Source organism: Pseudomonas sp. P4_C3, from assembly GCF_056402075.1.
Window position 1 is genome coordinate 1 of sequence record NZ_JBFUIC010000051.1, and the last position, 22433, is coordinate 22433.

Annotated in this window: 23 protein-coding genes; 10 read left to right on the top strand and 13 right to left on the bottom strand. The window is 59.3% G+C overall.

What is annotated here, in order from left to right:
* Positions 1–9: 9 nt before the first annotated feature.
* A complete protein-coding gene (gene radA / locus AC1DVH_RS11660; RefSeq protein WP_477753928.1) occupies positions 10–1377 on the bottom strand; it encodes a DNA repair protein RadA in 1368 nt (455 codons plus the stop codon).
* A gap of 639 nt (positions 1378–2016) precedes the next feature.
* Between radA and mscL the strand changes: the two genes are divergently transcribed.
* The gene (gene mscL, locus AC1DVH_RS11665; RefSeq protein ID WP_108216400.1) at positions 2017–2430 is read left to right on the top strand and encodes a large-conductance mechanosensitive channel protein MscL; all 414 of its coding nucleotides are present in this window, start codon (positions 2017–2019) and stop codon (positions 2428–2430) included.
* Between the two features lie 41 nt (positions 2431–2471).
* Here the strand turns inward: mscL and AC1DVH_RS11670 are convergent, their stop codons facing one another.
* A complete protein-coding gene (locus tag AC1DVH_RS11670; RefSeq protein WP_477753929.1) occupies positions 2472–3248 on the bottom strand; it encodes a ferredoxin--NADP reductase in 777 nt (258 codons plus the stop codon).
* Between the two features lie 302 nt (positions 3249–3550).
* Between AC1DVH_RS11670 and AC1DVH_RS11675 the strand changes: the two genes are divergently transcribed.
* Both AC1DVH_RS11675 and AC1DVH_RS11680 read left to right on the top strand, forming a co-directional pair.
* Positions 3551–4264, top strand: coding sequence for an autoinducer binding domain-containing protein (locus tag AC1DVH_RS11675; protein WP_477753930.1), 714 nt, complete (start codon positions 3551–3553; stop codon positions 4262–4264).
* A 174-nt stretch (positions 4265–4438) separates the two neighbouring features.
* Positions 4439–5563 carry a methyltransferase gene (locus AC1DVH_RS11680; RefSeq protein ID WP_477753931.1) on the top strand — a complete coding sequence of 375 codons (1125 nt, stop codon included), beginning with the start codon at positions 4439–4441 and terminating at the stop codon, positions 5561–5563.
* A gap of 63 nt (positions 5564–5626) precedes the next feature.
* Here the strand turns inward: AC1DVH_RS11680 and AC1DVH_RS11685 are convergent, their stop codons facing one another.
* The 3 genes from AC1DVH_RS11685 to AC1DVH_RS11695 form a co-directional block, all read right to left on the bottom strand.
* Entirely contained in the window at positions 5627–5794 is a 168-nt protein-coding gene (locus AC1DVH_RS11685) for a DUF2474 domain-containing protein (protein WP_007975773.1), read from the bottom strand.
* Between the two features lie 87 nt (positions 5795–5881).
* Positions 5882–6889 carry a cytochrome d ubiquinol oxidase subunit II gene (gene cydB, locus AC1DVH_RS11690; protein WP_477753932.1) on the bottom strand — a complete coding sequence of 336 codons (1008 nt, stop codon included), beginning with the start codon at positions 6887–6889 and terminating at the stop codon, positions 5882–5884.
* A gap of 3 nt (positions 6890–6892) precedes the next feature.
* Positions 6893–8329, bottom strand: coding sequence for a cytochrome ubiquinol oxidase subunit I (locus AC1DVH_RS11695; RefSeq protein WP_477753933.1), 1437 nt, complete (start codon positions 8327–8329; stop codon positions 6893–6895).
* 392 nt (positions 8330–8721) lie between these two features.
* On the opposite strand from AC1DVH_RS11695, the gene AC1DVH_RS11700 reads away from it, so the two are divergent.
* Positions 8722–9981, top strand: a complete 1260-nt coding sequence (locus AC1DVH_RS11700; protein ID WP_477753934.1) for an MFS transporter — start codon at positions 8722–8724, stop codon at positions 9979–9981.
* On the opposite strand, the gene AC1DVH_RS11705 is transcribed toward AC1DVH_RS11700, so the two are convergent.
* Together AC1DVH_RS11705 and AC1DVH_RS11710 are read right to left on the bottom strand one after the other, a co-directional pair.
* Positions 9978–10529, bottom strand: a complete 552-nt coding sequence (locus AC1DVH_RS11705) for a DJ-1 family glyoxalase III (protein WP_108231207.1) — start codon at positions 10527–10529, stop codon at positions 9978–9980. The genes AC1DVH_RS11700 and AC1DVH_RS11705 overlap by 4 nt on opposite strands.
* Before the next feature lie 68 nt (positions 10530–10597).
* Positions 10598–11044, bottom strand: coding sequence for a DUF4879 domain-containing protein (locus AC1DVH_RS11710; RefSeq protein WP_477753935.1), 447 nt, complete (start codon positions 11042–11044; stop codon positions 10598–10600).
* Between the two features lie 222 nt (positions 11045–11266).
* Here AC1DVH_RS11710 and AC1DVH_RS11715 point away from each other — a divergent pair, with 222 nt between their 5' ends.
* Both AC1DVH_RS11715 and trmA read left to right on the top strand, forming a co-directional pair.
* A complete protein-coding gene (locus tag AC1DVH_RS11715; RefSeq protein ID WP_223461025.1) occupies positions 11267–12562 on the top strand; it encodes an NCS2 family permease in 1296 nt (431 codons plus the stop codon).
* A complete protein-coding gene (gene trmA, locus AC1DVH_RS11720; protein ID WP_477753936.1) occupies positions 12559–13638 on the top strand; it encodes a tRNA (uridine(54)-C5)-methyltransferase TrmA in 1080 nt (359 codons plus the stop codon). Before AC1DVH_RS11715 ends, trmA begins: the two co-directional genes overlap by 4 nt.
* Positions 13639–13692: 54 nt before the next feature.
* Here the strand turns inward: trmA and AC1DVH_RS11725 are convergent, their stop codons facing one another.
* From AC1DVH_RS11725 to AC1DVH_RS11735, 3 genes are read right to left on the bottom strand one after another with little or no spacing between them, the layout of a single operon-like run.
* Entirely contained in the window at positions 13693–14139 is a 447-nt protein-coding gene (locus AC1DVH_RS11725) for a DUF2442 domain-containing protein (protein ID WP_477753937.1), read from the bottom strand.
* Positions 14136–14564 carry a DUF4160 domain-containing protein gene (locus tag AC1DVH_RS11730; RefSeq protein WP_477753938.1) on the bottom strand — a complete coding sequence of 143 codons (429 nt, stop codon included), beginning with the start codon at positions 14562–14564 and terminating at the stop codon, positions 14136–14138. The genes AC1DVH_RS11725 and AC1DVH_RS11730 overlap by 4 nt, the downstream gene beginning before the upstream one ends.
* Before the next feature lie 18 nt (positions 14565–14582).
* Positions 14583–14792 (bottom strand): hypothetical protein, encoded by a 210-nt coding sequence (locus AC1DVH_RS11735; protein WP_477753939.1) that lies wholly within the window; start codon positions 14790–14792, stop codon positions 14583–14585.
* Between AC1DVH_RS11735 and AC1DVH_RS11740 the strand changes: the two genes are divergently transcribed.
* From AC1DVH_RS11740 to AC1DVH_RS11750, 3 genes are all read left to right on the top strand, one after another.
* On the top strand, positions 14791–15702 hold the full coding sequence (locus tag AC1DVH_RS11740; protein ID WP_477753940.1) for a LysR family transcriptional regulator: 912 nt from the start codon (positions 14791–14793) through the stop codon (positions 15700–15702). The two genes, AC1DVH_RS11735 and AC1DVH_RS11740, sit on opposite strands and share 2 nt — an antisense overlap.
* Positions 15703–15842: 140 nt before the next feature.
* Positions 15843–16283: a type II 3-dehydroquinate dehydratase gene (aroQ, locus tag AC1DVH_RS11745; RefSeq protein ID WP_057713207.1), complete on the top strand. Its 441-nt coding sequence runs from the start codon at positions 15843–15845 to the stop codon at positions 16281–16283.
* A 5-nt stretch (positions 16284–16288) separates the two neighbouring features.
* On the top strand, positions 16289–17143 hold the full coding sequence (locus AC1DVH_RS11750) for a shikimate dehydrogenase (protein ID WP_477753941.1): 855 nt from the start codon (positions 16289–16291) through the stop codon (positions 17141–17143).
* 28 nt (positions 17144–17171) lie between these two features.
* Here AC1DVH_RS11750 and AC1DVH_RS11755 read toward each other — a convergent pair whose 3' ends face one another.
* Positions 17172–17849 (bottom strand): TetR/AcrR family transcriptional regulator, encoded by a 678-nt coding sequence (locus AC1DVH_RS11755; RefSeq protein ID WP_477753942.1) that lies wholly within the window; start codon positions 17847–17849, stop codon positions 17172–17174.
* A 102-nt stretch (positions 17850–17951) separates the two neighbouring features.
* On the bottom strand, positions 17952–19853 hold the full coding sequence (gene quiC / locus AC1DVH_RS11760; RefSeq protein ID WP_477753943.1) for a 3-dehydroshikimate dehydratase QuiC: 1902 nt from the start codon (positions 19851–19853) through the stop codon (positions 17952–17954).
* 282 nt (positions 19854–20135) lie between these two features.
* Between quiC and AC1DVH_RS11765 the strand changes: the two genes are divergently transcribed.
* Positions 20136–21473 (top strand): MFS transporter, encoded by a 1338-nt coding sequence (locus tag AC1DVH_RS11765; RefSeq protein WP_477753944.1) that lies wholly within the window; start codon positions 20136–20138, stop codon positions 21471–21473.
* 24 nt (positions 21474–21497) lie between these two features.
* On the opposite strand, the gene AC1DVH_RS11770 is transcribed toward AC1DVH_RS11765, so the two are convergent.
* Positions 21498–22382, bottom strand: a complete 885-nt coding sequence (locus AC1DVH_RS11770) for a DMT family transporter (protein ID WP_477753945.1) — start codon at positions 22380–22382, stop codon at positions 21498–21500.
* Between the last annotated feature and the right edge of the window lie 51 nt (positions 22383–22433).

Below are 22433 nucleotides of genomic sequence, written 5' to 3' on the forward strand. Positions count from 1 at the left end.
GGATAGGCGTTACTCGAATAACGCGTCGAGTGCCTGCTCCAGGCGAGTAACGGCAATGATCTGCAACCCCGCCGGCGCCTCTTTCGGCGCATTGCCCTTGGGCACGATGGCCCGCTTGAAGCCGTGCTTGGCGGCTTCTTTCAAACGCTCCTGACCGCTCGGCACCGGACGCACTTCACCGGAAAGCCCGACTTCACCGAACACCAGCAGATCGTGGGGCAACGGCCGGTTGCGCAAACTGGACATCACCGCCGCCATCAACGCCAGGTCGGACGCCGTTTCCAGCACCTTGACCCCGCCGACCACGTTGAGAAAGACGTCCTGATCGTGGGTCGGAATGCCACCGTGACGGTGCAGCACCGCCAGCAACATCGCCAGCCGGTTTTGATCCAGCCCCAGCGTGACCCGACGCGGGTTGGCCAGGTGACTGTCGTCCACCAGTGCCTGAACCTCCACCAGCATCGGCCGTGTGCCTTCCCATGTTGCCATCACCACACTGCCCGGGACTTCTTCCTGGGCACGGGTCAGAAAAATCGCCGACGGGTTGGAGACTTCTTTCAGTCCTTTGTCGGTCATGCCGAAAACGCCCAGTTCATTGACTGCACCGAAGCGGTTCTTCACCGCCCGCAGCAGACGCAGGCGCCCGTCGGACTCGCCTTCGAAATACAGCACGGTGTCGACCATGTGCTCCAGCACACGAGGGCCAGCCAGCGCGCCTTCCTTGGTGACGTGGCCCACCAGGAAAATCGCCGTGCCGCTCTGTTTGGCATAACGCACCAGCAACGCCGCGCTTTCGCGCACCTGGGATACACCGCCCGGTGCCGATTGCAATTGCTCGGTAAATATCGTCTGGATCGAGTCGATCACCATCACCCTGGGCTTTTCCTGACGGGCCGTGGCAATGATGGTTTCGATGCAGGTTTCGGTCATGACCCGCAATTGATCCTGAGGCAACCCCAGGCGCCGCGCACGCATGGCCACTTGCTGTTGGGATTCCTCGCCGGTGACGTACAGCGCCGGCATGCTCTTGGCGAGGTTGCACAAGGTTTGCAGCAGAATGGTCGACTTGCCGATGCCGGGGTCGCCACCGATCAGCACCACCGAGCCATCCACCAGACCACCACCCAGAACCCGGTCCAGCTCGCTGGAAGCGGTAGAGAAGCGCGGAATTTCTTCGACACTGACTTCGGCCAGAGTCTTGATCTGCGCCTGCTGGCCGGTCCAGCCGGTACGACCGCTGGGGGCGGCTGCCCCGCCGCTTTCCACCATGGTTTCGGTAAGCGTGTTCCAAGCCCCGCACTCACCGCACTGGCCGGCCCATTTGGGGAAGGTTGAGCCGCACTCGGTGCAGCCGTACATGCGCTTGGCCTTGGCCATCGGAACTCCCGGAAAAAAACGCGATGATAGCTCAGCCAAGGCGCGCGAGTGCGGCCAGATATTTCGCAACCCTTTTGATGACTTCAAATAACCTTATTAAACACAGGTATATTGAGATACACCCACCCTACAAAACCTTGTATAAGTTTTTCGCTCAACTCGGCCAACAAACGCTAGGGACATGCCATACCGCACACTTCGAAAACCTATACAGACTTTGTTCACTTACATACTTTTTGCACAACTTCGAAAACATTCACACAAAACGCGACAGTGATTCAGAGAAACGCGCAACTTGTCAGAAACACCAAACTAACGAAACAGTTCATATCACTGCACCTGCATTTAACTTTCAATGCAGCCTCTTGGCCACTAACTGCCCGATCATCTTGAGCGTCCCGATTCAGGAATGGTCGCTCAACCTTGGCTCGCCCACACAAATGACGCCATTTCGCTGAAAAAAAGTCGCATGCGAACGCCTCAGAAGGCCTGTCCGACCTCAGATGAGATCAATCGGTGAATTTTTCAACACCGCCCGGGTCAATGGCTGGCAAGCACAGCAGGCAGTTGATTCGAGCAGGATGCGATTTGCTGATTTACACTGCGCACATCTACCTCATCTGTAACAAGGAATAACCTATGGGCGTGCTAAACGAGTTCAAGGCCTTCGCGGTCAAAGGCAACGTGGTTGACATGGCTGTCGGCATCATCATCGGTGCGGCCTTCGGCAAGATCGTTACCTCGTTTGTCGGTGACCTGATCATGCCGCCAATCGGGATGCTGATCGGTGGCGTGGACTTCAGTGATCTGGCCATAACGCTCAAGGCAGCAGACGGCGCCATCCCTGCGGTGGTGCTGGCCTATGGCAAGTTCATCCAGACCATCATCGACTTCGTCATCGTCGCCTTTGCGATCTTCATGGGCGTCAAGGCCATCAACCGCCTGAAGCGTGAGGAGTCCGTGGCCCCTAGCCTGCCGCCGGTTCCCACCAAGGAAGAAGAGTTGCTGGGCGAGATCCGCGACTTGCTCAAGGCCCAAAACAACCGGCCTTGACTGCACTGGCAAAAAACGGCGCCTCTGAGGCGCCGTTTTGCTTACCAGAAGTTTTCCACCGCCACTTGGCCGGGTCGCCGGCTGAGGCTCAAGTGCATGTCCCGCTGTTTAAGCAACTTGCGCGTATCATCGATCATCTGCGGGTTGCCGCACAGCATGACCCGTGAATGCTCAGGCGTCAGCGCAACTCCCGCGCTGCGCTCCAACTCGCCGTTTTCAATCAGTGTGGTGATCCGCCCGTTCAATGCGCCAGGATGCTGCTCACGAGTGACTGTGGCGATGAATTGCAATTTGTGTGCGTACTCAGCCAGATACTCAAGTTGCGCCAGCCCCGCGATCAGCTCCTGATAAGCCAGTTCCCGGGCTTCGCGAACGCTGTAGACCAGGATGATCCGCTCGAATCTCTCCCAGACGTCGAAATCCTGGAGTATCGACAGGAACGGTGCGATGCCCGTACCTGTGGATAACAACCACAGGTCGCGGCCATCGACAAAACGGTCCAGCGTCAAGTAGCCGAAGGCCTGGCGGTCGACCAGCAACGTATCGTCAACGCCCAGGCGGCTCAGTTCACTGGTGAACTCACCGCCCGGTACGACAATGGAAAAGAACTCGAGGAACTCGTCAAAGGGCGAGGACACCATGGAGTAGGCGCGCCATACCGTGCTGCCGTCAGCCTTGGTGACGCCCAACCGGGCAAACTGCCCCGCCCGAAAACGAAACCCTGCATCCCGCGTGGCGCGCAGGGTAAACAGGTTCGGGGTCAGCGGATGAACCTCGAGCAAGGTCTGGCGCGTAAATTTTTCTTCACTGACGGACATGGAAGGCTCCAATCAACAGATACCCCAGTGTCCCGCAAAGAAAGCAGCGTAACCACCGACAATTTGTAGTGACATTAATGCGCACTAGTAGTCGATTACAGAATACGAACACAACCCTACATATAAAATTATATGTGGCATTTCATAACCATTTATCCCCTAAGAACCTTGAGCACACTTTTCCAACAGTCAAAAGAGCAAAATTGTCGAATCACTTCCGCAGGAAATGTCCTACACTTCGTGGCGTGCCGGATCCTGGATCCAATACTGCACCCAGAAGACACACTAATGGAGATCACTGTATGGAGATCTGGAAGKAGTCGCAGCTCAAACAATTGACGCACACACAAGAGATCAGTACTGCCTATCGAATCGCGCTCAATTTCGCCAGAAACCTTGGATATAAATTTTGTGGCTTTTCAATTACTTCAAACTCATTCGGGGTCGACACCAGTACGGTGAACCTGAACAACTACCCCCATGAGTGGAATACTCAATATGAAAAAAACAACGCCATGCAAATAGATCCAATAGTGGCGCATTGCAATCATTCAATGTTGCCTGTTCTCTGGAGTGAAGAGCTTTTTTCCAGGACGCCATGGTTATGGCAGTTGCTGCGACAACAAGGCTTGCAGCATGGCTGGTCCCAGGCGATCTTTGATGAGGAAACCGGTCTGCGCAGCATTTTCAGCCTGGCCAGAAGCCATTGCCCGATTTCAGCCTATGAGCTGTACGAGCATCTTGGGTTCTCGGTGTTCATCAGCCGCCATTTGCACGCTCTGGCGATCGCAATGCAACCGAAAAAACCGGCTCACCCCCAGGCTCCCCCCTTGTCGCGGCGGGAACTCGAAGTATTGAAACTGTCGGCCGATGGCAAGACGGCCTATGAAATTGCCAGGATCCTCAATTTGAGTGAACGCACCATCAACTTTCATGTGCACAGGTCTATCGAGAAGCTCGGCGTCAACAACAAGATTGCGGCAGTCATCGCCGCGGCCCGGTCCGGAGCCATCTGAAAGCGCCCGACTACGGGAAAACCTGCGGGTAATCCAGGTAAAAAAAACGTACCATTTGCGGTCCCTCCTGAGTGATGGCGTGTAGACCTTCACGACGCAGTACACTCGGTCGGCTCCGCCCGCTCCAACGCCTTAGGCAGCGGGACATCCGTTGATTACCCAGAGCCCCGCCCCATGCCTTTGCTCGAAACACCCTTCGCCAGCCTCGACCTGATCCGCCAGCCCGAACAGCAGAACGAACCGCTGCAAGCTTTCGATGCAGCCGATGAATACCTGCTCAATCATCTGGCCGAACAGCAGCCGGCGTCGGACACCCGGGTATTGGTGCTCAATGACAGTTTCGGCGCATTGGCGGCCAGTCTCGCGGGTAAAGTGCGGGTGGTCAGCAGCGGTGATTCGTTCCTGGCCTTGCAGGGGCTGGAAAAGAATCTGGTGCGCAACGGCCTGGCATTTGATGCGGTGCCGAGCGTCCCCGCCAGCGAAACCCTTGCCGGGCCGTTCGACTGCGTGCTGATCCGTGTACCGAAAACCCTGGCGCTGCTGGAAGAACAACTGATCCGCCTGCAAGGCCAACTGGCACCCGGTACCCAAGTGGTTGCCGCAGCCATGATCAAGCATCTGCCCCGGGCCGCGGGCGACTTGCTGGAGCGTTACATCGGCCCGGTACAAGCCTCGTTGGCCGTGAAGAAGGCGCGGCTATTGATTGCCACGGCGCAAGACAAAACGCCAGTTGTATCGCCTTACCCAACGCGATACAGACTCGACGAACCGGCTATCGAACTGCTCAACCACGCCAATGTGTTTTGCCGCGAAGGCCTGGACATCGGCACGCGAGCCTTCCTGCCGCACTTGCCGAAAAACCTCGGCTCGGCGCGGGTCGCCGATCTCGGCTGCGGCAACGGCGTCCTGGCCATCGCCAGCGCCCTGCAAAACCCCGAGGCCCACTATACGCTGGTGGACGAGTCGTTCATGGCCGTACAGTCGGCGTCCGAGAACTGGCGCGCAGCCTTGGGTGAACGGGAAGTGATCGTGCGTGCCGGTGATGGCCTGGCCGGCCAGGAACCGCAATCGCTTGATGTCGTGCTGTGCAATCCACCGTTTCACCAGCAACAGGTGGTGGGCGATTTCCTGGCCTGGCGGATGTTCCAGCAAGCGCGCGAAGCGCTGGTCGTGGGCGGCGCGCTGTACATCGTCGGCAATCGTCACCTGGGTTACCACAGCAAGCTCGCGCGATTGTTCCGTGGTGTCGAACAAGTGGCAGCCAATCCGAAATTCGTCATCCTCAAGGCGCGCAAGTAACAGTAAAAAAAACCCTCCGGTCGGAGGGTCGTAAATCCGTGCCCTGAGGCCACGGGGGAGATGTCAGTGCGTGGTCAGGCCGGCCGCGTTCATGAACAGACGCATCAGGCTGGCGACGATGAACAAGGCGCCCACACTGCCGACCCAGATCAGGGCCAACCAGCCGAGCCGCTGCCACAGCGGCTTTTTTTCGGCTTCTTCAATGTCGTGCAGGGAATGTTTGGCGGCCATAACGTTTCAATCCTCTTCAAGATTGATGGCGTCGCTTCCGACGCCATCGCGAGCGAGCTCGCTCCCACAGGTTCGCGGTGCACAGGGCTAGTGATAACCGTCTTCATGGGTGACCTTGCCGCGGAACACGTAGTAGCTCCAGAAGGTGTAGCCCAGGATGAACGGAATGATGAACAGTGTGCCCACCAGCATGAAGCCCTGGCTTTGCGGCGGCGCGGCGGCGTCCCAGATCGAGATCGACGGCGGGATGATGTTCGGCCACAGGCTGATGCCCAACCCGCTGTAACCGAGGAAGATCAGCACCAGGGTCAGCAGGAACGGCGTGTAGTGCGCGTTGCGGGCCACGGCGCGGATCAGTCCGTACATCGTCAGCAGCACCAGAATCGGCACCGGCATGAACCAGAACAGATTCGGCATGGTGAACCAGCGTGCGGCGATTTCTGCGTGGGCCAACGGGGTCCAGATGCTGACGATGCCAATCACCGCCAGCAGCACGAAGGCCAATGGCCGGGCCAGGTCATGCATCTGTTCCTGCAACTTGCCTTCGGTCTTCATGATCAGCCAGGTGCAACCGAGTAGCGCATACGCCACCACCAGCGCCGCACCACAGAACATCGTGAATGGGGTCAGCCAGTCCAGTGAACCACCGGCGAACTGCCGATTGACCACTGGCAGTCCATCGATGAACGCACCGAGCGCTACACCCTGGAAGAACGTCGCAGTGACCGAACCACCGATGAACGCCTTGTCCCACAGATGGCGCTTGTCGTCCCTGGCCTTGAAACGGAACTCGAAGGCCACACCGCGGAAGATCAACCCGATCAACATCAGGATCAGCGGCAGGTACAACGCCGAGAGCACCACCGAATAGGCCAGCGGAAACGCGCCGAACAACGCCGCGCCACCCAACACCAGCCAGGTCTCGTTGCCATCCCAGACCGGGGCGACGGTGTTCATCATCACATCGCGATCGGTCTTGCCCGGAATGAACGGGAAGAGAATGCCGATGCCCAGGTCGAAACCGTCCATGACCACGTACATCATGATGCCGAAGATGATGATCACGGCCCAGATCAGCGGAAGATCAATTCCCATGATTCAAATCTCCTTGGTCAGGCTGTGATCGGCGTCGATGTGGTCGTCGTCGGCTGCGGAAAACGGCCGGGCCGGTGTGCGTTTCTGGCCAGGGCCACCGTCGTTGGTTTCCTTGCCTTCGTCGATCTTCGGCCCCTTGCGCACCAGACGCATCATGTAGCCAAGACCGGCACCAAACAGCGCGAAATAAACCACGACAAACAGGATCAGGGTGATGCTCATCTGCATGAAGCTGTGGTTAGACGACGCATCCGCCGTGCGCATCAGGCCGTAGACCACCCACGGCTGACGGCCGATTTCGGTGGTGAACCAGCCGGCGAGGAGAGCGATCAGACCGGACGGCCCCATCCACAGCGCCAGGTACAGGAACGGCCGCGAGGAGTAGAGGGTGTCACGCTTGCGCAGCCACAGGCTCCACAAACCGGTGAAAATCATCAGCAAGCCCAGGCCGACCATGATCCGGAATGACCAGAACACGATAGTCGAATTCGGCCGGTCTTCAGGCGGGAACTCCTTGAGCGCCGGCACCTGTTTGTCCAGGGAGTGCGTGAGAATCAGGCTGCCCAGGTACGGGATTTCGACGGCGAACCTGGTTTTCTCCTCCTTCATGTCCGGCCAGCCGAACAGGATCAGCGGAGTCGCTTCGTTACCGACGTTCTCCCAGTGGCCCTCGATCGCGGCGATTTTCGCCGGCTGATGCTCAAGCGTGTTCAGACCGTGGAAATCACCGATGACCGCCTGGATCGGCGCGACGATCAATGCCATCCACATGGCCATCGAGAGCATTTTGCGGATCGCCGGGTTGTCCCTGCCGCGCAGCAAATGCCAGGCCGCGGAGGAACCGACGAAGAAGGCCGTGGCGACAAACGCCGCCGTGGCCATGTGCATCAGGCGATACGGGAACGACGGGTTGAAGATAACCGCCAGCCAGTCGGTGGGTATGACCTGACCGTTGACGATCTCGAAGCCCTGCGGGGTCTGCATCCAGCTATTGGAGGCAAGAATCCAGAACGTCGAGATCAATGTACCGATGGCCACCATTACGGTAGCGAAGAAGTGCAGGCCACGTCCGACCTTGTTCCAGCCAAACAGCATGACGCCGAGGAACCCGGCCTCGAGGAAGAACGCCGTGAGCACTTCATAGGTCAGCAACGGCCCTGTCACGGAACCGGCGAAGTCCGAGAAGCGGCTCCAGTTGGTGCCGAACTGATAGGCCATGACCAGGCCGGAAACCACCCCCATGCCGAAGTTGACGGCAAAGATTTTCGACCAGAAATGGTAGAGGTCACGGTAGGTGTCGTTATGGGTTTTCAGCCACAGGCCTTCGAGTACCGCCAGGTAACTCGCCAGGCCGATGGTGATGGCCGGAAACAGGATGTGGAACGAGATGGTGAACGCGAACTGAATTCGGGCGAGATCAAGTGCCTCTAAACCGAACATAAGTCTTCCTCTGTCAGGTAGTACGGCTGCTGGCTGGAAGCCTGCACCCACGGTCCCCACGGATATGGAGTGTGGCGAATCTCTGTTTGTTCTTTTTTTGCACGCATCACAACGCAGGGAATCTGGCCTTGCGGCCGCCGGATCAATTCCTTTTGTGGGTTTTGATCTGGATCAATCAACGTTGAAAGAGTAGTCCCAATTTCGGGGATGAACCGCGTGGTCTTTTGCCGCGTGACAAGTTGCCTCACGGCTTTTGTCATTGGCTGCAACACATTCACTGTGGGAGCGTTGAGGAAATAGATGTCTGGCTAACTAAATTTTGTGCCATGACAACTTCCTGTTACAGGTTGGTGATAATCTCGCCGCTCCCCTCTCCCCAGATTGTCCCGCAGATGCCCAGCCAAGAGCCCTTGCTGTTACGTCACCATCGCCCTTTTCTCGCGTTCTGGATGGCCCGGGTATTCACCGCCAGCGGCTTCCAGATGCTCACCGTGGCCATCGGCTGGAACCTGTATCAATTGACCGGCAACGTGCTCGACCTGGGTCTGGTCGGCCTGGTCGAGTTCGCCCCGCGCGTGCTGTTCATGCTGCACACAGGACACGTCGCCGACCGCTATGACCGGCGCAAGGTCGCGGCGATCTGCCAGTCCGTGCAGGCACTGATCGCCCTGTCGTTGGCCATCGGCAGTGCCACCGATCATGTCACCCGGGAAATGATCTTTATCCTGGCCTTCCTGCTCGGCGCCGCGCGGTCCTTTGAAATGCCGACCACCCAGGCGCTGCTGCCCAGCATAGTGCCCAGCGCGCTGTTTCCCCGTGCGGTGGCCGCCGCGCAATCGGCCCAGCAATCGGCAACCATCGTCGCCCCGGCCCTCGGCGGTTTGCTCTACGCCTTCGGCAGCGTCTGGGTGTATGGCCCGACGGTGCTTTTGTATGTCATCGCCTGTTCGCTGATGCTCAACCTGCCAGCCCGGCAAACCCCGCTGAACAAGGGCAAGGCCACTCTGGATTCATTGCTGGCGGGCATTCGCTTTATCCGCAGTCGTCCGGACATTCTCGGGGCGATCTCCCTCGATCTGTTCGCGGTGCTCTTGGGTGGTGCGACGGCGTTGCTGCCGGTGTTCGCCAAGGACATCCTGTTGACCGGCCCGTGGGGGCTGGGCCTGTTGCGCTCGGCACCGGCAGTGGGTGCGCTGCTGATGTCGCTGTTCCTGGCGCGGTTTGCCGTGGAGCGCAACGTCGGGCGGGTGATGTTCACCGCCGTGGGCATCTTCGGCGTGGCAACCATTGCCTTCGGCCTGTCGACCTCGTTCTGGTTTTCCCTGGCGGTGCTGGTGGTATTGGGCGCGGCAGACATGATCAGCATGGTGATCCGCGCCTCGTTCGTGCAACTGGAAACCCCGGACGAAATGCGCGGCCGGGTCAGCGCCGTGAATGGTCTGTTCATCGGTGCTTCGAACCAGTTGGGCGAATTCGAATCGGGCCTGACTGCCCACTGGTTCGGTACCGTGCCAGCCGTGGTCATGGGCGGGATCGGCACGCTGGTGGTAACCGGGGCGTGGGTCAAACTGTTCCCGACACTGGCCAGCCGCGATCGCATGCACGTGGCTAAAGATGAAGAAAGGGAAGAAGCAAAAGTCCAAGCAGGCTAAACCAGCAATTCCCCCGCCACCGCCGCACGTGTGGCTTTTCCGCAGAGTTGTTCCACCAGCGCCAGGGCAAATGCCAAGGCGCCAGCCGAGCCCTGGGCGGTGATGCAATTGCCGTCGACCACCACCGGTTGATCAACGAAGTTACAGCCCAACAATTGATGGCTGGCCGAGGGCAGGCAGGTCATGCGCCGTTGACGCAATACGCCAAAGGCCTGCAGCGCCACGGCGGGCGCCTCGGCGATGCCGGCGAACAGGCGACCGGCTGCCGCCTGATCCTTGATCAATTGTTGCAGGGGTTGGTGGGCTGCCAAGTGCTGCGAACCCACCGCACCACCCGGCAAGGCGATCAGGTCGAAGGGCTGCGCCAGCAAATCCACCAGCATGGCATCGGACGTCAGGCGCGTGCCGCGGGCGCAGGTGAGCATGCGCCGCCCTTCGATACTGGCCACCACCACTTCTATTTTGGCGCGGCGCAGTACGTCGATCAGGGTCACGGTTTGCAGGTCATCGGTGCCCTCGGCGAGGGCAATCAAGGCTCTAAAGGTCATCAGGTATTGTCCACAGAGTGATCTTTTAAGCGTAGCCAGCTTTCCTGCCCCTTGTTCGGGACCTGTGGTTACTTGATGAAAAGCTGCGTCGACATCGTATTGCCGGGCGCGTTGATCGAGGTATTGCTGAAGGTCAGCGTGCCTTCCTGCTTGCCAGCCAGATCGAGGGCATACAAATAGCCGACGGTTTTTTCCCCGGGGGTGCAACTGGTCAGGTTGCCGTTCTTGAACGCGCAGACCGGTGTGCGGGTGCCATTCACTTCGAAACCGTCCAGGGCGACATGGGCCTCGCGTCCATAACCCACTTCCAGCACGTATACCGTGATGTTCGGGCCATTGTGATCGCAGCGAGTCCGGGTTTGCCCTTCGTCGATGTTTTCAACACCACAGGACGGCGACGCGACTTTGAGCACCTTCAATTGCGTCAGTGGCGCAGCAGAGGCCGCCACGGCCGTTTGAGCCCCGAGAAACAACGCCATCCATACGCCGAACACGCTAACCAGACGCCTTTTCATGCAGGCCCCATCCACCCAAAAAACCAGCGCACAGTATGGCGTACTTGGTGTTGTCGCAAAACATCGACGACGATCACCGCCATAAGCAGCCATATCCCCAAGCTACTGGTATGATGCGCGGCTTTTTCCGGCCCACAGTAATTTCCAGGCGCGCTCTGCTGCCTGTGCTTTGCTGTTGAGGTCGATACATTCACGGCGCCCGGCGCGCCACGGGGAGCAGACATGCTGGAAAGGCTGTTTCAACTCAAGGCACACAACACCAACGTGCGGACCGAGATTCTGGCGGGCGTCACGACCTTTTTGGCCATGGCCTACATTCTGTTCGTCAACCCGAGCATCCTCGGCGAGACCGGCATGGACAAGGGCGCGGTGTTTGTCGCCACCTGTCTGGCAGCCGCCATCGGCTCGACGACCATGGGCCTGATCGCCAACTACCCGATCGCCCTCGCACCGGGCATGGGCCTGAACGCCTTCTTCACCTACACCGTGGTCCTGCACATGGGCCACACCTGGCAAGTGGCACTGGGCGCGGTGTTCATCTCGGCGGTGTGTTTCTTTCTGCTGTCGATCTTCCGCATCCGTGAATGGATCATCAATAGCATCCCGCTACCGCTGCGCTCGGCGATTGCTGCCGGCATCGGCCTGTTCCTGGCGCTGATCGCCCTGCACAATGCCGGAATCGTGGTCAGCAACCCGGCGACCATGGTCGGCCTCGGTGACCTGAAACAACCGGCTCCGATTCTCGCCACCCTCGGGTTTGCCCTGATCGTCGCGCTCGAAGCCCTTGCCGTGCGCGGTGCGGTGCTGATCGGCATTCTGGTGGTGACCATCGTTTCGATCGTGATGGGCTTCACCCCGTTCGGCGGCGTGATGTCGATGCCGCCGTCCCTGGCCCCGACCTTCTTGCAACTGGACATCAAGGGCGCACTGGACATCGGTCTGGTCAGCGTGATCTTCGCCTTCCTGTTCGTCGACCTGTTCGATAACTCCGGCACTCTGATCGGCGTCGCCAAGCGTGCCGGATTGATGAGCAAGGACGGTCACATGCCGAAAATGGGTCGCGCGCTGATCGCCGACAGCACTGCAGCCATGGCCGGTTCCCTGCTGGGCACCTCGACCACCACCAGCTACATCGAATCCGCCGCTGGCGTGAGTGCCGGTGGCCGCACCGGCCTGACCGCCGTCGTGGTCGCGATCCTGTTCCTGCTGGCGCTGTTCTTCTCGCCACTGGCCGCCAGCGTTCCAGCCTTCGCCACTGCACCGGCCCTGCTGTTCGTCGCCGTGCTGATGACATCCGGCCTGGCCGAAATAGACTGGGACGACATCACCGTTGCCGCGCCGGTGGTAATCACTGCGCTGGCGATGCCGTTCACTTATTCCATCGCCAATGGCATCGCCTTCGGTTTCATTTCCTGGACCGCCATCAAGCTGATGTCCGGTCGCGGCCGTGAGCTGAACCCGGCACTGGTGATCCTGTCGATTCTGTTCGTGATCAAGCTGGGTTGGTTCAACGCATGACTTTTGATTCCCAGGCCTATGCCGTTCAGCTCGAAGAAAAGGTCACGCGCTTGCGTGACTTGCTGGCCCCGTTCGATGYACCCGAGCCAGCCGTTTTCGATTCGCCGCTGAAAAACTTCCGCCTGCGCGCCGAGTTCCGCCTGTGGCGCGAGGCCGGCGAGCGTCATTACGCAATGTTTTCCCAGGAAGACAAACGCACGCCAATCCTGATCGAAGAGTTCCCGATTGCCAGCCTGCGCATCAACCAGTTGATGCCGCAACTCAAGGCAGCATGGCAAGCCAGCACGGCCCTGAGTCACAAGCTGTTCCAGGTGGAGTTCCTGACCACGCTGGCTGGCGACGCGATGATTACCTTGTGCTATCACCGCCCGCTGGACGAGCACTGGCACGCGGCGGCGTCGAAACTGGCGACGGACCTGAACGTCAGCGTCATCGGCCGCTCCAAGGGCAAGCGCGAAGTCATTGGCCACGATTACGTAGTCGAGCAACTGGACGTCGGCGGCCGCACCTTCAGCTACCGCCAGCCGGAAGGCGCGTTCACCCAGCCCAACGGCACGGTGAACCAGAAGATGCTCAACTGGGCGTACGACGCGCTKGGCGATCGCWSCGATGATTTGCTGGAGCTGTATTGCGGCAACGGCAACTTCACCCTGCCGCTCGCCACTCGCGTGCGCAAAGTGCTAGCCACCGAAATCAGCAAGACCTCGGTCAACGCGGCGCTGAGCAATCTCAGCGAGAATGCGGTGAATAACGTCACCCTGGTGCGTCTATCCGCCGAAGAACTGACCGAAGCCCTGAACGAAGTGCGTCCGTTCCGCCGCCTGCACGGCATCGACCTCAAGAGCTACGAGTTCGGCAGTGTATTCGTCGACCCGCCTCGCGCCGGCATGGACCCGGACACCTGCGAACTGACCCGGCGCTTCGACAACATCCTGTACATCTCCTGCAATCCGGAGACCCTGGCGGCCAATATCGCCCAACTGCACGACACCCACCGCATCACCCGATGCGCGATGTTCGACCAGTTCCCCTGGACCCATCACATGGAATCCGGGGTGTTGTTGACCCGCCGTTGATGGCGCCTGCCAGGCACAAAAAAGCCGTCTTCACGACGGCTTTTTTGTGGGAGCTTACAAGACAACATCGACCTTGCGCGGGCGCCCGCCTTTCCTGCCGTTGGCCCGCGCAGCTTCAGACTTTGCGGCGCTGCTCTGGCGACCATTGCGCGAAGCGACGACCGAGGCCGCCATGGCCATCAGCGGCTTGCTCGCAGAAATCATCCCGGCGATAGATACATGCAGGTCCTTGCCTTCATGGCACAGGGCAGTACCCGCATAGCCGACCGTTAGACTGGCGAAGTCCCCGCCCTCAAAATCATCGAACTCCGAATAGTTGGCCACGGGCAACAATACGCCGCTGCCATCTTCGAAGCTGACGGCCAGACAGGGGGCCAGGTAGGTAACCGCTGTCGCTTGCAGGCTATTTTTTCTACGTAACTCGCCACGTTCAATGGCTTTGTCCAGGCTACTTTCCGTTACGGGACTATCGGCCTGAACCTTGGCTTTTATCGTTTTCATAACTCGATCTCCACACTCTCCTGTGCACCTATCAGGGATAGCAACGTCCTGTTCGATTCAGGTTCGTAGCAAGCCGATCCAATCATATTGGTAGTACTGACAACCCTTTTCACCACAACGACTTCGTTGCTTTGCCAGTCCCACAATTGATTATCGAGACAAGCTGTTTGTAGTTTTCGCCACCAGATGCCGCGGGCGCGCCGCAAATGGGCAGGTTGCTGCAGCGATTGGCGCAATCCCTCAAGCACCGCGATCGGTGGCCGACGCGAAAGCGGAACTACATCCCAGAGTTCGACACCGTTGTGCCAAAAACTGAACCTGAATCTCGCACTCCACGTACCCGCCTCCACATGCGCATGAGGCGGACAATGCTCGTCTCGCAACATGATCACTACCGACAGTCCTTTGTAATTGCATACCTTCATGCTAACCCATCCGTTAGGTTAATGAATCCGAGAATTCGACACTCCCTGGAAAATCCGACCGCTGGCATTGGCCGTCGAATCATTTCTTGTGTCCTCAGGCTGGCGTCCTGGCGTTACCCGGCCCTGCGGAACACCGCGCGCAATGGTAAGAAATCCTTTCATTACGGCGCTGGCACCTGATAAATACTGATCCAGTTCCTTCATCTGATCCCCGGTGTAATCAATCATGCAGCGACAATTCGACGATATTCAGTTGGGCAGTATTGAGCTGTTTTGCCTGGCCGCCGAGGCCGGCAGTTTTACTGCCGCGGCGCTGGTGGCGGGTGTTACCCCCGCTGCCGTGAGCCGTTCGGTGTCGCGCATGGAGGAACGCCTGGGCGTGCGCCTGTTCGCGCGCACCACCCGCAGTGTGAAACTGACCGACAGTGGCCGTCGTTATTACGAAGAATGTCGCCAGGCCCTGGCGCAACTGGTCGAGGCCCAGCGCGAGGTGATGGGCCAGCAGCAAGTACCGTCCGGTACCTTGCGCATCAGTATTCCGACCACCTACGCACATCATCGAATCCTGCCTTTGTTGYCCGAGTTTCGGGCGCGCTATCCGGCGGTGAAGGTCGAGTCGCACATCAGCAATCGCAACATCGATTTCGTCGGCGAAGGCTACGACATGGCGATTCGTGTACGAGCCATCCCGGATTCCGGCCTGATCGCCCGGCAGCTGGAAGATGCCGCCCTGGTGTTGATCGCCAGCCCTGATTACCTGAAACGGGCCGGCACTCCGCAAACCCTCGACGACCTCGAAAACCACGAATGCATTCAGTACGAATTGCCCAGCAGCGGCCGGCGCATTGCCTGGTTGTTCAACGATAAAGGCGTGCCCCGGGAAATTCTGGCCGAGGGCAGCCTCAGTTGTTCCGATGATGTACTGGGCGGTGTCACCTTGGCCAAACACGGGGCGGGGTTGTTTCAGACCTATCGTTTTATCGTGGAAAAGGAACTGGCCGACGGCTCGCTGGTGGAAGTGCTCAAGCCCTATGGCGGGCGGGCGCGGCCGTTTACCTTGCTGTATCCGCAAAGTCGCCATGTACCGCTGCGCTTGAGGGCGTTCATTGATTTTCTGGTGGAGCATTTGCCGCGCTGAACAGCGAAAGTGTCCGATCACCGCCCACAAACCGCCAGTGTGCCTTCACTCCAATTGACCAAATTAACTAGTTAGTACAATTTATCTCCACAGGCTGAAGTCCTCGGCCGATTCCAAAAATAATAAGTGGAGAGATTCCGATGCCCCCTATCGTTCTGGTGCTCAACGGCCCGAACCTGAACCTGCTCGGCACCCGTGAACCGGCGACCTACGGCCACGAAACCCTGGCAGACATCTCGACCCTGTGCGCACGTGCCGCCGAAGAATTCGGCCTGGCAGTGGAGTTTCGCCAGACCAACCATGAAGGCGAATTGCTCGACTGGATTCACGCCGCCCGTGGCCGCTGCGCCGGGATCGTGATCAACCCGGCCGCGTGGACCCACACCTCGGTCGCCATTCGCGACGCCCTGGTCGCCAGCGAACTGCCGGTCATCGAAGTCCACCTGTCCAACGTGCACGCCCGCGAGCCCTTTCGCCACCACTCATTCGTATCCGCCATTGCAACGGCGGTAATGGCCGGTTTTGGCAGTCATGGCTATCGCCTGGCGCTGGAACACTTCAGTCATCGTTTGAAGGGGTGATCGCCGTGACTCAGAACCACGTGATACTGGCCGGCCTGATTGGCGCCGGCATCCAGGCTTCCCGCACACCGGCCATGCACGAGCATGAAGGCGATGCCCAAGGGCTGCGTTACCTGTATCGCCTGATCGATCTTGATCAGTTGAAACTCGACAGCAACGCCCTGCCCGACCTGTTGATGGCTGCCGAACGGATGAACTTCACCGGGCTGAACATCACCTTTCCCTGCAAGCAGGCAATCATCCCGTTGCTCGACGAACTCTCGCCGGAAGCCCGCGGTATCGGTGCGGTCAACACGGTGGTGCTCAAGGATGGCAAACGCATCGGCCACAACACCGACTGCCTGGGCTTTGCCGAGGGTTTTCGCCGGGGTTTGAAGGGCGTTGCCGTTGAACGTGTCGTACAAATGGGCGCTGGCGGCGCAGGTGCGGCGGTGGCCCACGCGTTATTGAATGAAGGCGTACAACAGCTGAGCATTTTTGACGTAGATATCCGCCGCGCCCAGGATCTGGCAGACAACCTCAATCAGCATTTCGGCGTCGGTCGGGCGGTGGCCGGGTATGACCTGCCGAACGCCATGGCCCGGGCTGACGGCCTGGTGAACACCACGCCGATGGGCATGAAAAAACTGCCGGGCATGCCGGTGCCGGTCGCGTTGCTGCGGGCCGAATTGTGGGTGGCGGAGATCGTTTACTTCCCGCTGGAAACCGAACTGCTACGCCACGCCCGCGCCCTCGGTTGCCGAACGCTGGACGGCGGCAACATGGCGGTGTTTCAGGCGGTGAAGGCGTTCGAGCTGTTCAGCGGCGTGGTGCCCGATGCCCAGCGCATGCTTGAGCATTTCCAGAGCATGAATGACTGAAAATCAAAAGATCGCTCGGGCGATCTTTTCAAGCCTGCAGGTAGCGCAGAACCGACTCGCAAATCATCTCCCGATGACGCTGCTTGATGCGTTCGTCCGGCAAGTCGATCTGGAAAATCTCGCCCACGGTATGGCGGTTCGACACGCGATAGAAGCAGAACGAACTGATCAGCAGATGCACATCCAGCGGCACCAGGCCGGCGCGGAAGACACCCTCTTCAACACCACGACGCAGAATCACATCGAGGGAATCGAGAACGGTGTTGTTCATCGCCCTGATCGCCTCGGAACGCTTTACATACTCGGCGTTGTGGATGTTTTCGATACTGACGATGCGCACGAAGTCGACGTTGCGATCATGGTGGTCGAAGGTGAATTCAACCATACGCCGAATGGCTTCCACCGGAGGCAGTTCGGTCAGGTGCAGGCGGCTTTCGGTGTTGCGGATATCGCCGTAAAGCTTCTCCAGCACTTCGACGTAGAGCTGTTCCTTACTGCCGAAGTAGTAATAGATCATGCGCTTGGAGGTGTGGATGCGCTCGGCGATGGCATCGACGCGAGCACCGGAAAGCCCCTGCTGGACGAATTCGACAATCGCCTCCTGCAGGATGTTTTCGCGGGTCTTTTCCGGGTTGTTCTTGCGACTCTTGCGCGGCTCGGCACCCGATTCTACGGGGGCTGCGGGGAGTTCTGAGGTCATTGTCATTGCGGGCTCACGGCCATCACTGCACAGGCTGGCGATTATGGGCCGCGCGACACGGTGAAGGAAGCTGCACAGCCCACGTTTAATCCCGCGTTTACGAATTCCCTACAACTTCGCCTGGCGCAATGCGCCGCTACGGGATTTGGCCATGGCCGCCAGCCGCACCGCCACGTTGGCCGCGCCGTAGCCGGCATAACCGTTTTTACGCTGGATGATCTCGAAGAAGAATCGCCCCTCGAACGGCTCGGTGTACACATGAAACAGCTCACCGCCCTGGGCGTCGCGGTCGTACAGCACGTTGTAGTAGGCCAGCTCGCTGAGGAACTCGTCGTCGAAATCGAACCGCGCCGCCAGGTCATCGTAGTAGTTGAGCGGGATATCCAGCAGCGGCACGCCCGCCTCTTTTGCACGGCTGACCTGGGCAAAGATGTCATCACAATCAAACGCGATGTGATGCACACCGGAGCCGCGATAACTCGACAGCGCGTGTGAGATCGCAGTGTTACGATTTTCGGAAATATTCAGCGGCAGGCGGATCGAACTGTCGCGACTGCGCAAGGCACGGCTCTTCACCAGACCATAAGGATCGGGCAGCACGACTTCATCGTCCGCCTCGAAATCCAGCAGGCTCTTATAGAACAGCACCCAGCTGTCGAGGCTGTCGGCCGGCAGCGCCATGGCCATGTGGTCGATGCGTTTGAGGCCGCCGCTGGCCGGCGCTTGCGGGTACAGATTGAAGTCGGTGCCGTAGACGTCGGCATCCTGGTCCACCAGATAGATCAGGCTACCATCCGGCGCACGCACCGCCGCCAGTTCCAGTTCATTGGGGCCGACCAGTCCGCGATAGGGCTGGCCCTTGTAGGCCACGGCTCGGGCCAGCGCGCTGGCACTGTCCTTGACCCGCACGGCGGTGGCGCACAACGAAGGGCCGTGCGCCTCAAAGAAACTGTGACCGAACGAGTAAGGTTCGGTGTTGAGGATCAGATTGATATCGCCCTGACGCAGCAGGCTGACGCTCTTGGAGCGATGCTGCCCGACCTTGGCGAACCCTAGCCGTTCCAGCCAATGGGAGAGTTTGGCGCCGAGGCTTTCGTCCACGGCAAACTCCAGAAACTCGATGCCGTTGTACTCRCTGGCCTTGGGCGTTTCGAACAGAATTTCGGGGTTGGTCGCAGGCCTGGCTTCCCGGGCCAGACGCTCGCGGGTTTTCTCCTCCAGGTACAACAACGAGCGCAAGCCGTCGGCGGCGTTGGCTCGTGGCGGCGCGGCGCGGAAACCGTCGTTGAAGATCTCCAGCGACAAAGGCCCGGTGTACCCGCTCTTGATGATCGGCGCGAGGAACCCCGGCAGGTCGAATTCGCCCTGGCCCGGGAAGCAACGAAAATGCCGACTCCACTCCAGCACGTCCATGGCCAGGATCGGCGCGTCAGCCATTTGCACGAAGAAAATCTTGTCCCCGGGAATCTCGGCGATAGCGCTCGCATCGCCCTTGAGCGACAAGGTGTGAAAGCTGTCCAGCAACACACCAAGGCTTGGGTGATCGGCCTGCCGCACGATGTTCCACACCTGTTGCCAGGTGTTCACATGCCGGCCCCAGGCCAGCGCTTCGTAACCGATGCGCAGGCCGCGTGCCCCGGCGCGTTCGGCCAGCAGGCGCAAGTCATCGACCAGAATCCGTTCATCACCGATGGACTCGGCCGAGGCGTTGCTGCACACCAGCACCAGGTCAGTGCCCAGCTCCTGCATCAGGTCGAACTTGCGCTCGGCGCGTTCCAGATTGCGCGACAGCCGATCTCGCCGACAGCCTTCGAAATCACGGAACGGTTGAAACAGGGTGATGGCGATCCCGAGATCGGCGCACATCTGTTTAATTTCCCGTGGACTACCGTCGTAGTAGAGAAGGTCGTTCTCGAAAATCTCGACGCCGTCGAAACCGGCGGCAGCAATGGCTTCGAGTTTTTCCGGCAGGGTACCGCTCAAGGATACGGTGGCAATGGAACGCTGCATATTTCGGCTCCCGGTGGAGGCAATCTTGTTAGGGGGCGTTGCACGCTTTATTACGTGGGTAGCGTTTGTCTTGCGAGAATTATTGGGCTGACAGACTTACACAGCAATTCAAAGTGTACTACCCAGTTAGTTTTGTGTTCGATTATCGAACAAAATGGTGGTTGACGAATTGACRATTTTTTGTCCACTGCCCAACATCGTCCCCACATTAAGTCCGGACACGCAGCACCGGCCGCGATGTCCAAAACACCAAATAACAAATTCAAAAAACGGGTGGTACACATGATTCCTTCCCAAAGCTCTCGCATGGCTCCGGCCATGAACGTCACTGCCGGTGGCATCGGCGACAAAATCCGCGGCGCCATGGCGGTCGGCAAAACCCGTTGGGGCATGCTGGCGCTGGTGTTTTTCGCCACCACCCTGAACTACATCGACCGCGCCGCCCTGGGCGTGATGCAGCCCATCCTGGCCAAGGAGATGAGCTGGACGGCGATGGATTACGCCAACATCAACTTCTGGTTCCAGGTGGGTTACGCCATCGGGTTCGTTCTGCAGGGCCGGTTGATCGACCGGGTCGGCGTCAAGCGCGTGTTCTTCTGCGCCGTACTGCTCTGGAGCCTGGCGACCGGCGCCCACGGTCTGGCCACTTCGGCGGTCGGCTTCATGGTTTGTCGCTTCATCCTCGGCCTGACCGAAGCAGCGAACTACCCGGCTTGCGTGAAAACCACACGCCTGTGGTTCCCGGCCGGCGAGCGCGCCGTGGCCACCGGTATCTTTAACGCCGGCACCAACGTCGGCGCGATGTTCACGCCGATGCTGCTGCCACTGATCCTGCACGTCTGGGGCTGGCAAGCCGCGTTCCTGTGCATGTCGGCACTGGGCGGGATCTGGCTGCTGTTCTGGGGCCTGAAGTACTTCAACCCGGAAGATCACCCGAGCGTCAAACAGTCGGAGCTGGACTACATCCAGAACGAAGTCGAACCGGAACAAACCCGCGTGCCGTTCTCGAAAATCCTGCGCATGCGCGGCACCTGGGCCTTCGCCCTCGCCTATTCGATGACGGCGCCGGTGTTCTGGTTCTACCTGTACTGGCTGCCGCCGTTCCTCAACCAGCAATACAATCTGGGCATCAACGTCACCCAGATGGGTATCCCGCTGATCATCATCTACCTCACTGCCGACTTCGGTAGCGTTGGCGGCGGCATCCTCTCCTCGTTCCTGATCGGTCGCGGAGTCAACCCGATCAAGGCGCGACTGATGTCCATGTTCCTGTTCGCCTGCTGCATCATCGGCGTGATCATGGCCGCCGGTTCCAGCAACCTGTGGGTCGCGGTGTTCGCCATCTCCCTGGCCATCGGCGCACACCAGGCCTGGACCGCGAACATCTGGAGCCTGGTGATGGACTACACGCCCAAGCACATGATGAGTACGGTGTTCGGCTTCGGCGGCATGTGTGCGGCGATTGGCGGGATGTTCATGACCCAGCTGGTCGGCCACATCCTGACCGTCACCAACAACAACTACACCGTGCTGTTCACCATGATTCCGGCGATGTACTTCATTGCGCTGACCTGGATGTACTTCATGGCACCGCGCAAGATTCCTACCGTCACCGACTAAAACATCATCACCCTCACAGGTTTTTTAGCGGCGGCTTTGTTGCCAGGCCGCTGCCAACCCGCTGCAGCAAATCACCGCAATGCCGAGCAGGGTGGTCAGTGTCGGCGTATGGGAAAACAGCAGCCAGCCCAGCAGGCCGGCGAAGATGATCTGGCAATAGCTGAACGGTGCCAGCAGTGCCGGTGCCGCGAGGCGGAAAGCCTGGGTCAGGAACAGGTGGGCCGTCATCCCGCAGGCCCCCAGCGCCAGCATCATCGCGCCATGCATCAGGTTTGGCGTCTGCCAGAAGAACGGCACCAGCGCACTCATCACCAGCGTGTTGCACAAGCCTGCGAAGAAGTTGCTGGTGGTCGGGCTGTCGATCTCGCTGAGCTTGCGCGTCAGCAGTTGATAGAAGCAGAAAAACAGCGCCGAGCAGAATGGCAGCAACACCGCCGGGGTAAACAGATCACCGCCGGGGTGAACGATGATCAGCACCCCGCTAAAACCGAAAATCACCGCCAGCCATTGCCCTCGTGTCACCCGCTCCTTCAGCAGCGGCACCGACAACGCGGTGACCAGCACCGGAGCGAGGAAGTTGACCGACGTAGCCTCGGCCAGCGGGATGTACATCAAGCCTGTGGTGAAAAACAGACTGGTACCCAGCAGGCACAGCGCCCGGATCAGCTGAAGCAATGGCCGTTTGGTACGCAGCACTCGCAGCCCGGATTGCGGCAGGAAAATCCCGGCCATCAGCAAGGTGTGAACCACGTAACGCGCCCAGACCACCATGACAATGGGATAGAAACCCGAGAGATATTTGGAAAAGGCGTCGTGGCTGGAAAACAGGAAGGTCGCGACAACGATCAGCAGGATCCCTTTGAAGGGCTGATTGACGCCGGAAAGCGGGGTGCTGCTGGGCGACGTCAAGACGAAGTCCTTTTATGGGTTGAGGCGAGACTTGAATAATTTAGAACCCAG

What these genes read in the sequence shown, in the direction of transcription:
- radA (WP_477753928.1), bottom strand. Translation starts at nt 1,377, where the DNA reads ATGGCCAAGGCCAAGCGCATGTACGGCTGCACCGAGTGCGGCTCAACC.
- mscL (WP_108216400.1), top strand. Translation starts at nt 2,017, where the DNA reads ATGGGCGTGCTAAACGAGTTCAAGGCCTTCGCGGTCAAAGGCAACGTG.
- AC1DVH_RS11670 (WP_477753929.1), bottom strand. Translation starts at nt 3,248, where the DNA reads ATGTCCGTCAGTGAAGAAAAATTTACGCGCCAGACCTTGCTCGAGGTT.
- AC1DVH_RS11680 (WP_477753931.1), top strand. Translation starts at nt 4,439, where the DNA reads ATGCCTTTGCTCGAAACACCCTTCGCCAGCCTCGACCTGATCCGCCAG.
- AC1DVH_RS11685 (WP_007975773.1), bottom strand. Translation starts at nt 5,794, where the DNA reads ATGGCCGCCAAACATTCCCTGCACGACATTGAAGAAGCCGAAAAAAAG.
- cydB (WP_477753932.1), bottom strand. Translation starts at nt 6,889, where the DNA reads ATGGGAATTGATCTTCCGCTGATCTGGGCCGTGATCATCATCTTCGGC.
- AC1DVH_RS11695 (WP_477753933.1), bottom strand. Translation starts at nt 8,329, where the DNA reads ATGTTCGGTTTAGAGGCACTTGATCTCGCCCGAATTCAGTTCGCGTTC.
- AC1DVH_RS11700 (WP_477753934.1), top strand. Translation starts at nt 8,722, where the DNA reads ATGCCCAGCCAAGAGCCCTTGCTGTTACGTCACCATCGCCCTTTTCTC.
- AC1DVH_RS11705 (WP_108231207.1), bottom strand. Translation starts at nt 10,529, where the DNA reads ATGACCTTTAGAGCCTTGATTGCCCTCGCCGAGGGCACCGATGACCTG.
- AC1DVH_RS11710 (WP_477753935.1), bottom strand. Translation starts at nt 11,044, where the DNA reads ATGAAAAGGCGTCTGGTTAGCGTGTTCGGCGTATGGATGGCGTTGTTT.
- AC1DVH_RS11715 (WP_223461025.1), top strand. Translation starts at nt 11,267, where the DNA reads ATGCTGGAAAGGCTGTTTCAACTCAAGGCACACAACACCAACGTGCGG.
- AC1DVH_RS11725 (WP_477753937.1), bottom strand. Translation starts at nt 14,139, where the DNA reads ATGAAAACGATAAAAGCCAAGGTTCAGGCCGATAGTCCCGTAACGGAA.
- AC1DVH_RS11730 (WP_477753938.1), bottom strand. Translation starts at nt 14,564, where the DNA reads ATGAAGGTATGCAATTACAAAGGACTGTCGGTAGTGATCATGTTGCGA.
- AC1DVH_RS11735 (WP_477753939.1), bottom strand. Translation starts at nt 14,792, where the DNA reads ATGATTGATTACACCGGGGATCAGATGAAGGAACTGGATCAGTATTTA.
- aroQ (WP_057713207.1), top strand. Translation starts at nt 15,843, where the DNA reads ATGCCCCCTATCGTTCTGGTGCTCAACGGCCCGAACCTGAACCTGCTC.
- AC1DVH_RS11755 (WP_477753942.1), bottom strand. Translation starts at nt 17,849, where the DNA reads ATGACAATGACCTCAGAACTCCCCGCAGCCCCCGTAGAATCGGGTGCC.
- AC1DVH_RS11765 (WP_477753944.1), top strand. Translation starts at nt 20,136, where the DNA reads ATGATTCCTTCCCAAAGCTCTCGCATGGCTCCGGCCATGAACGTCACT.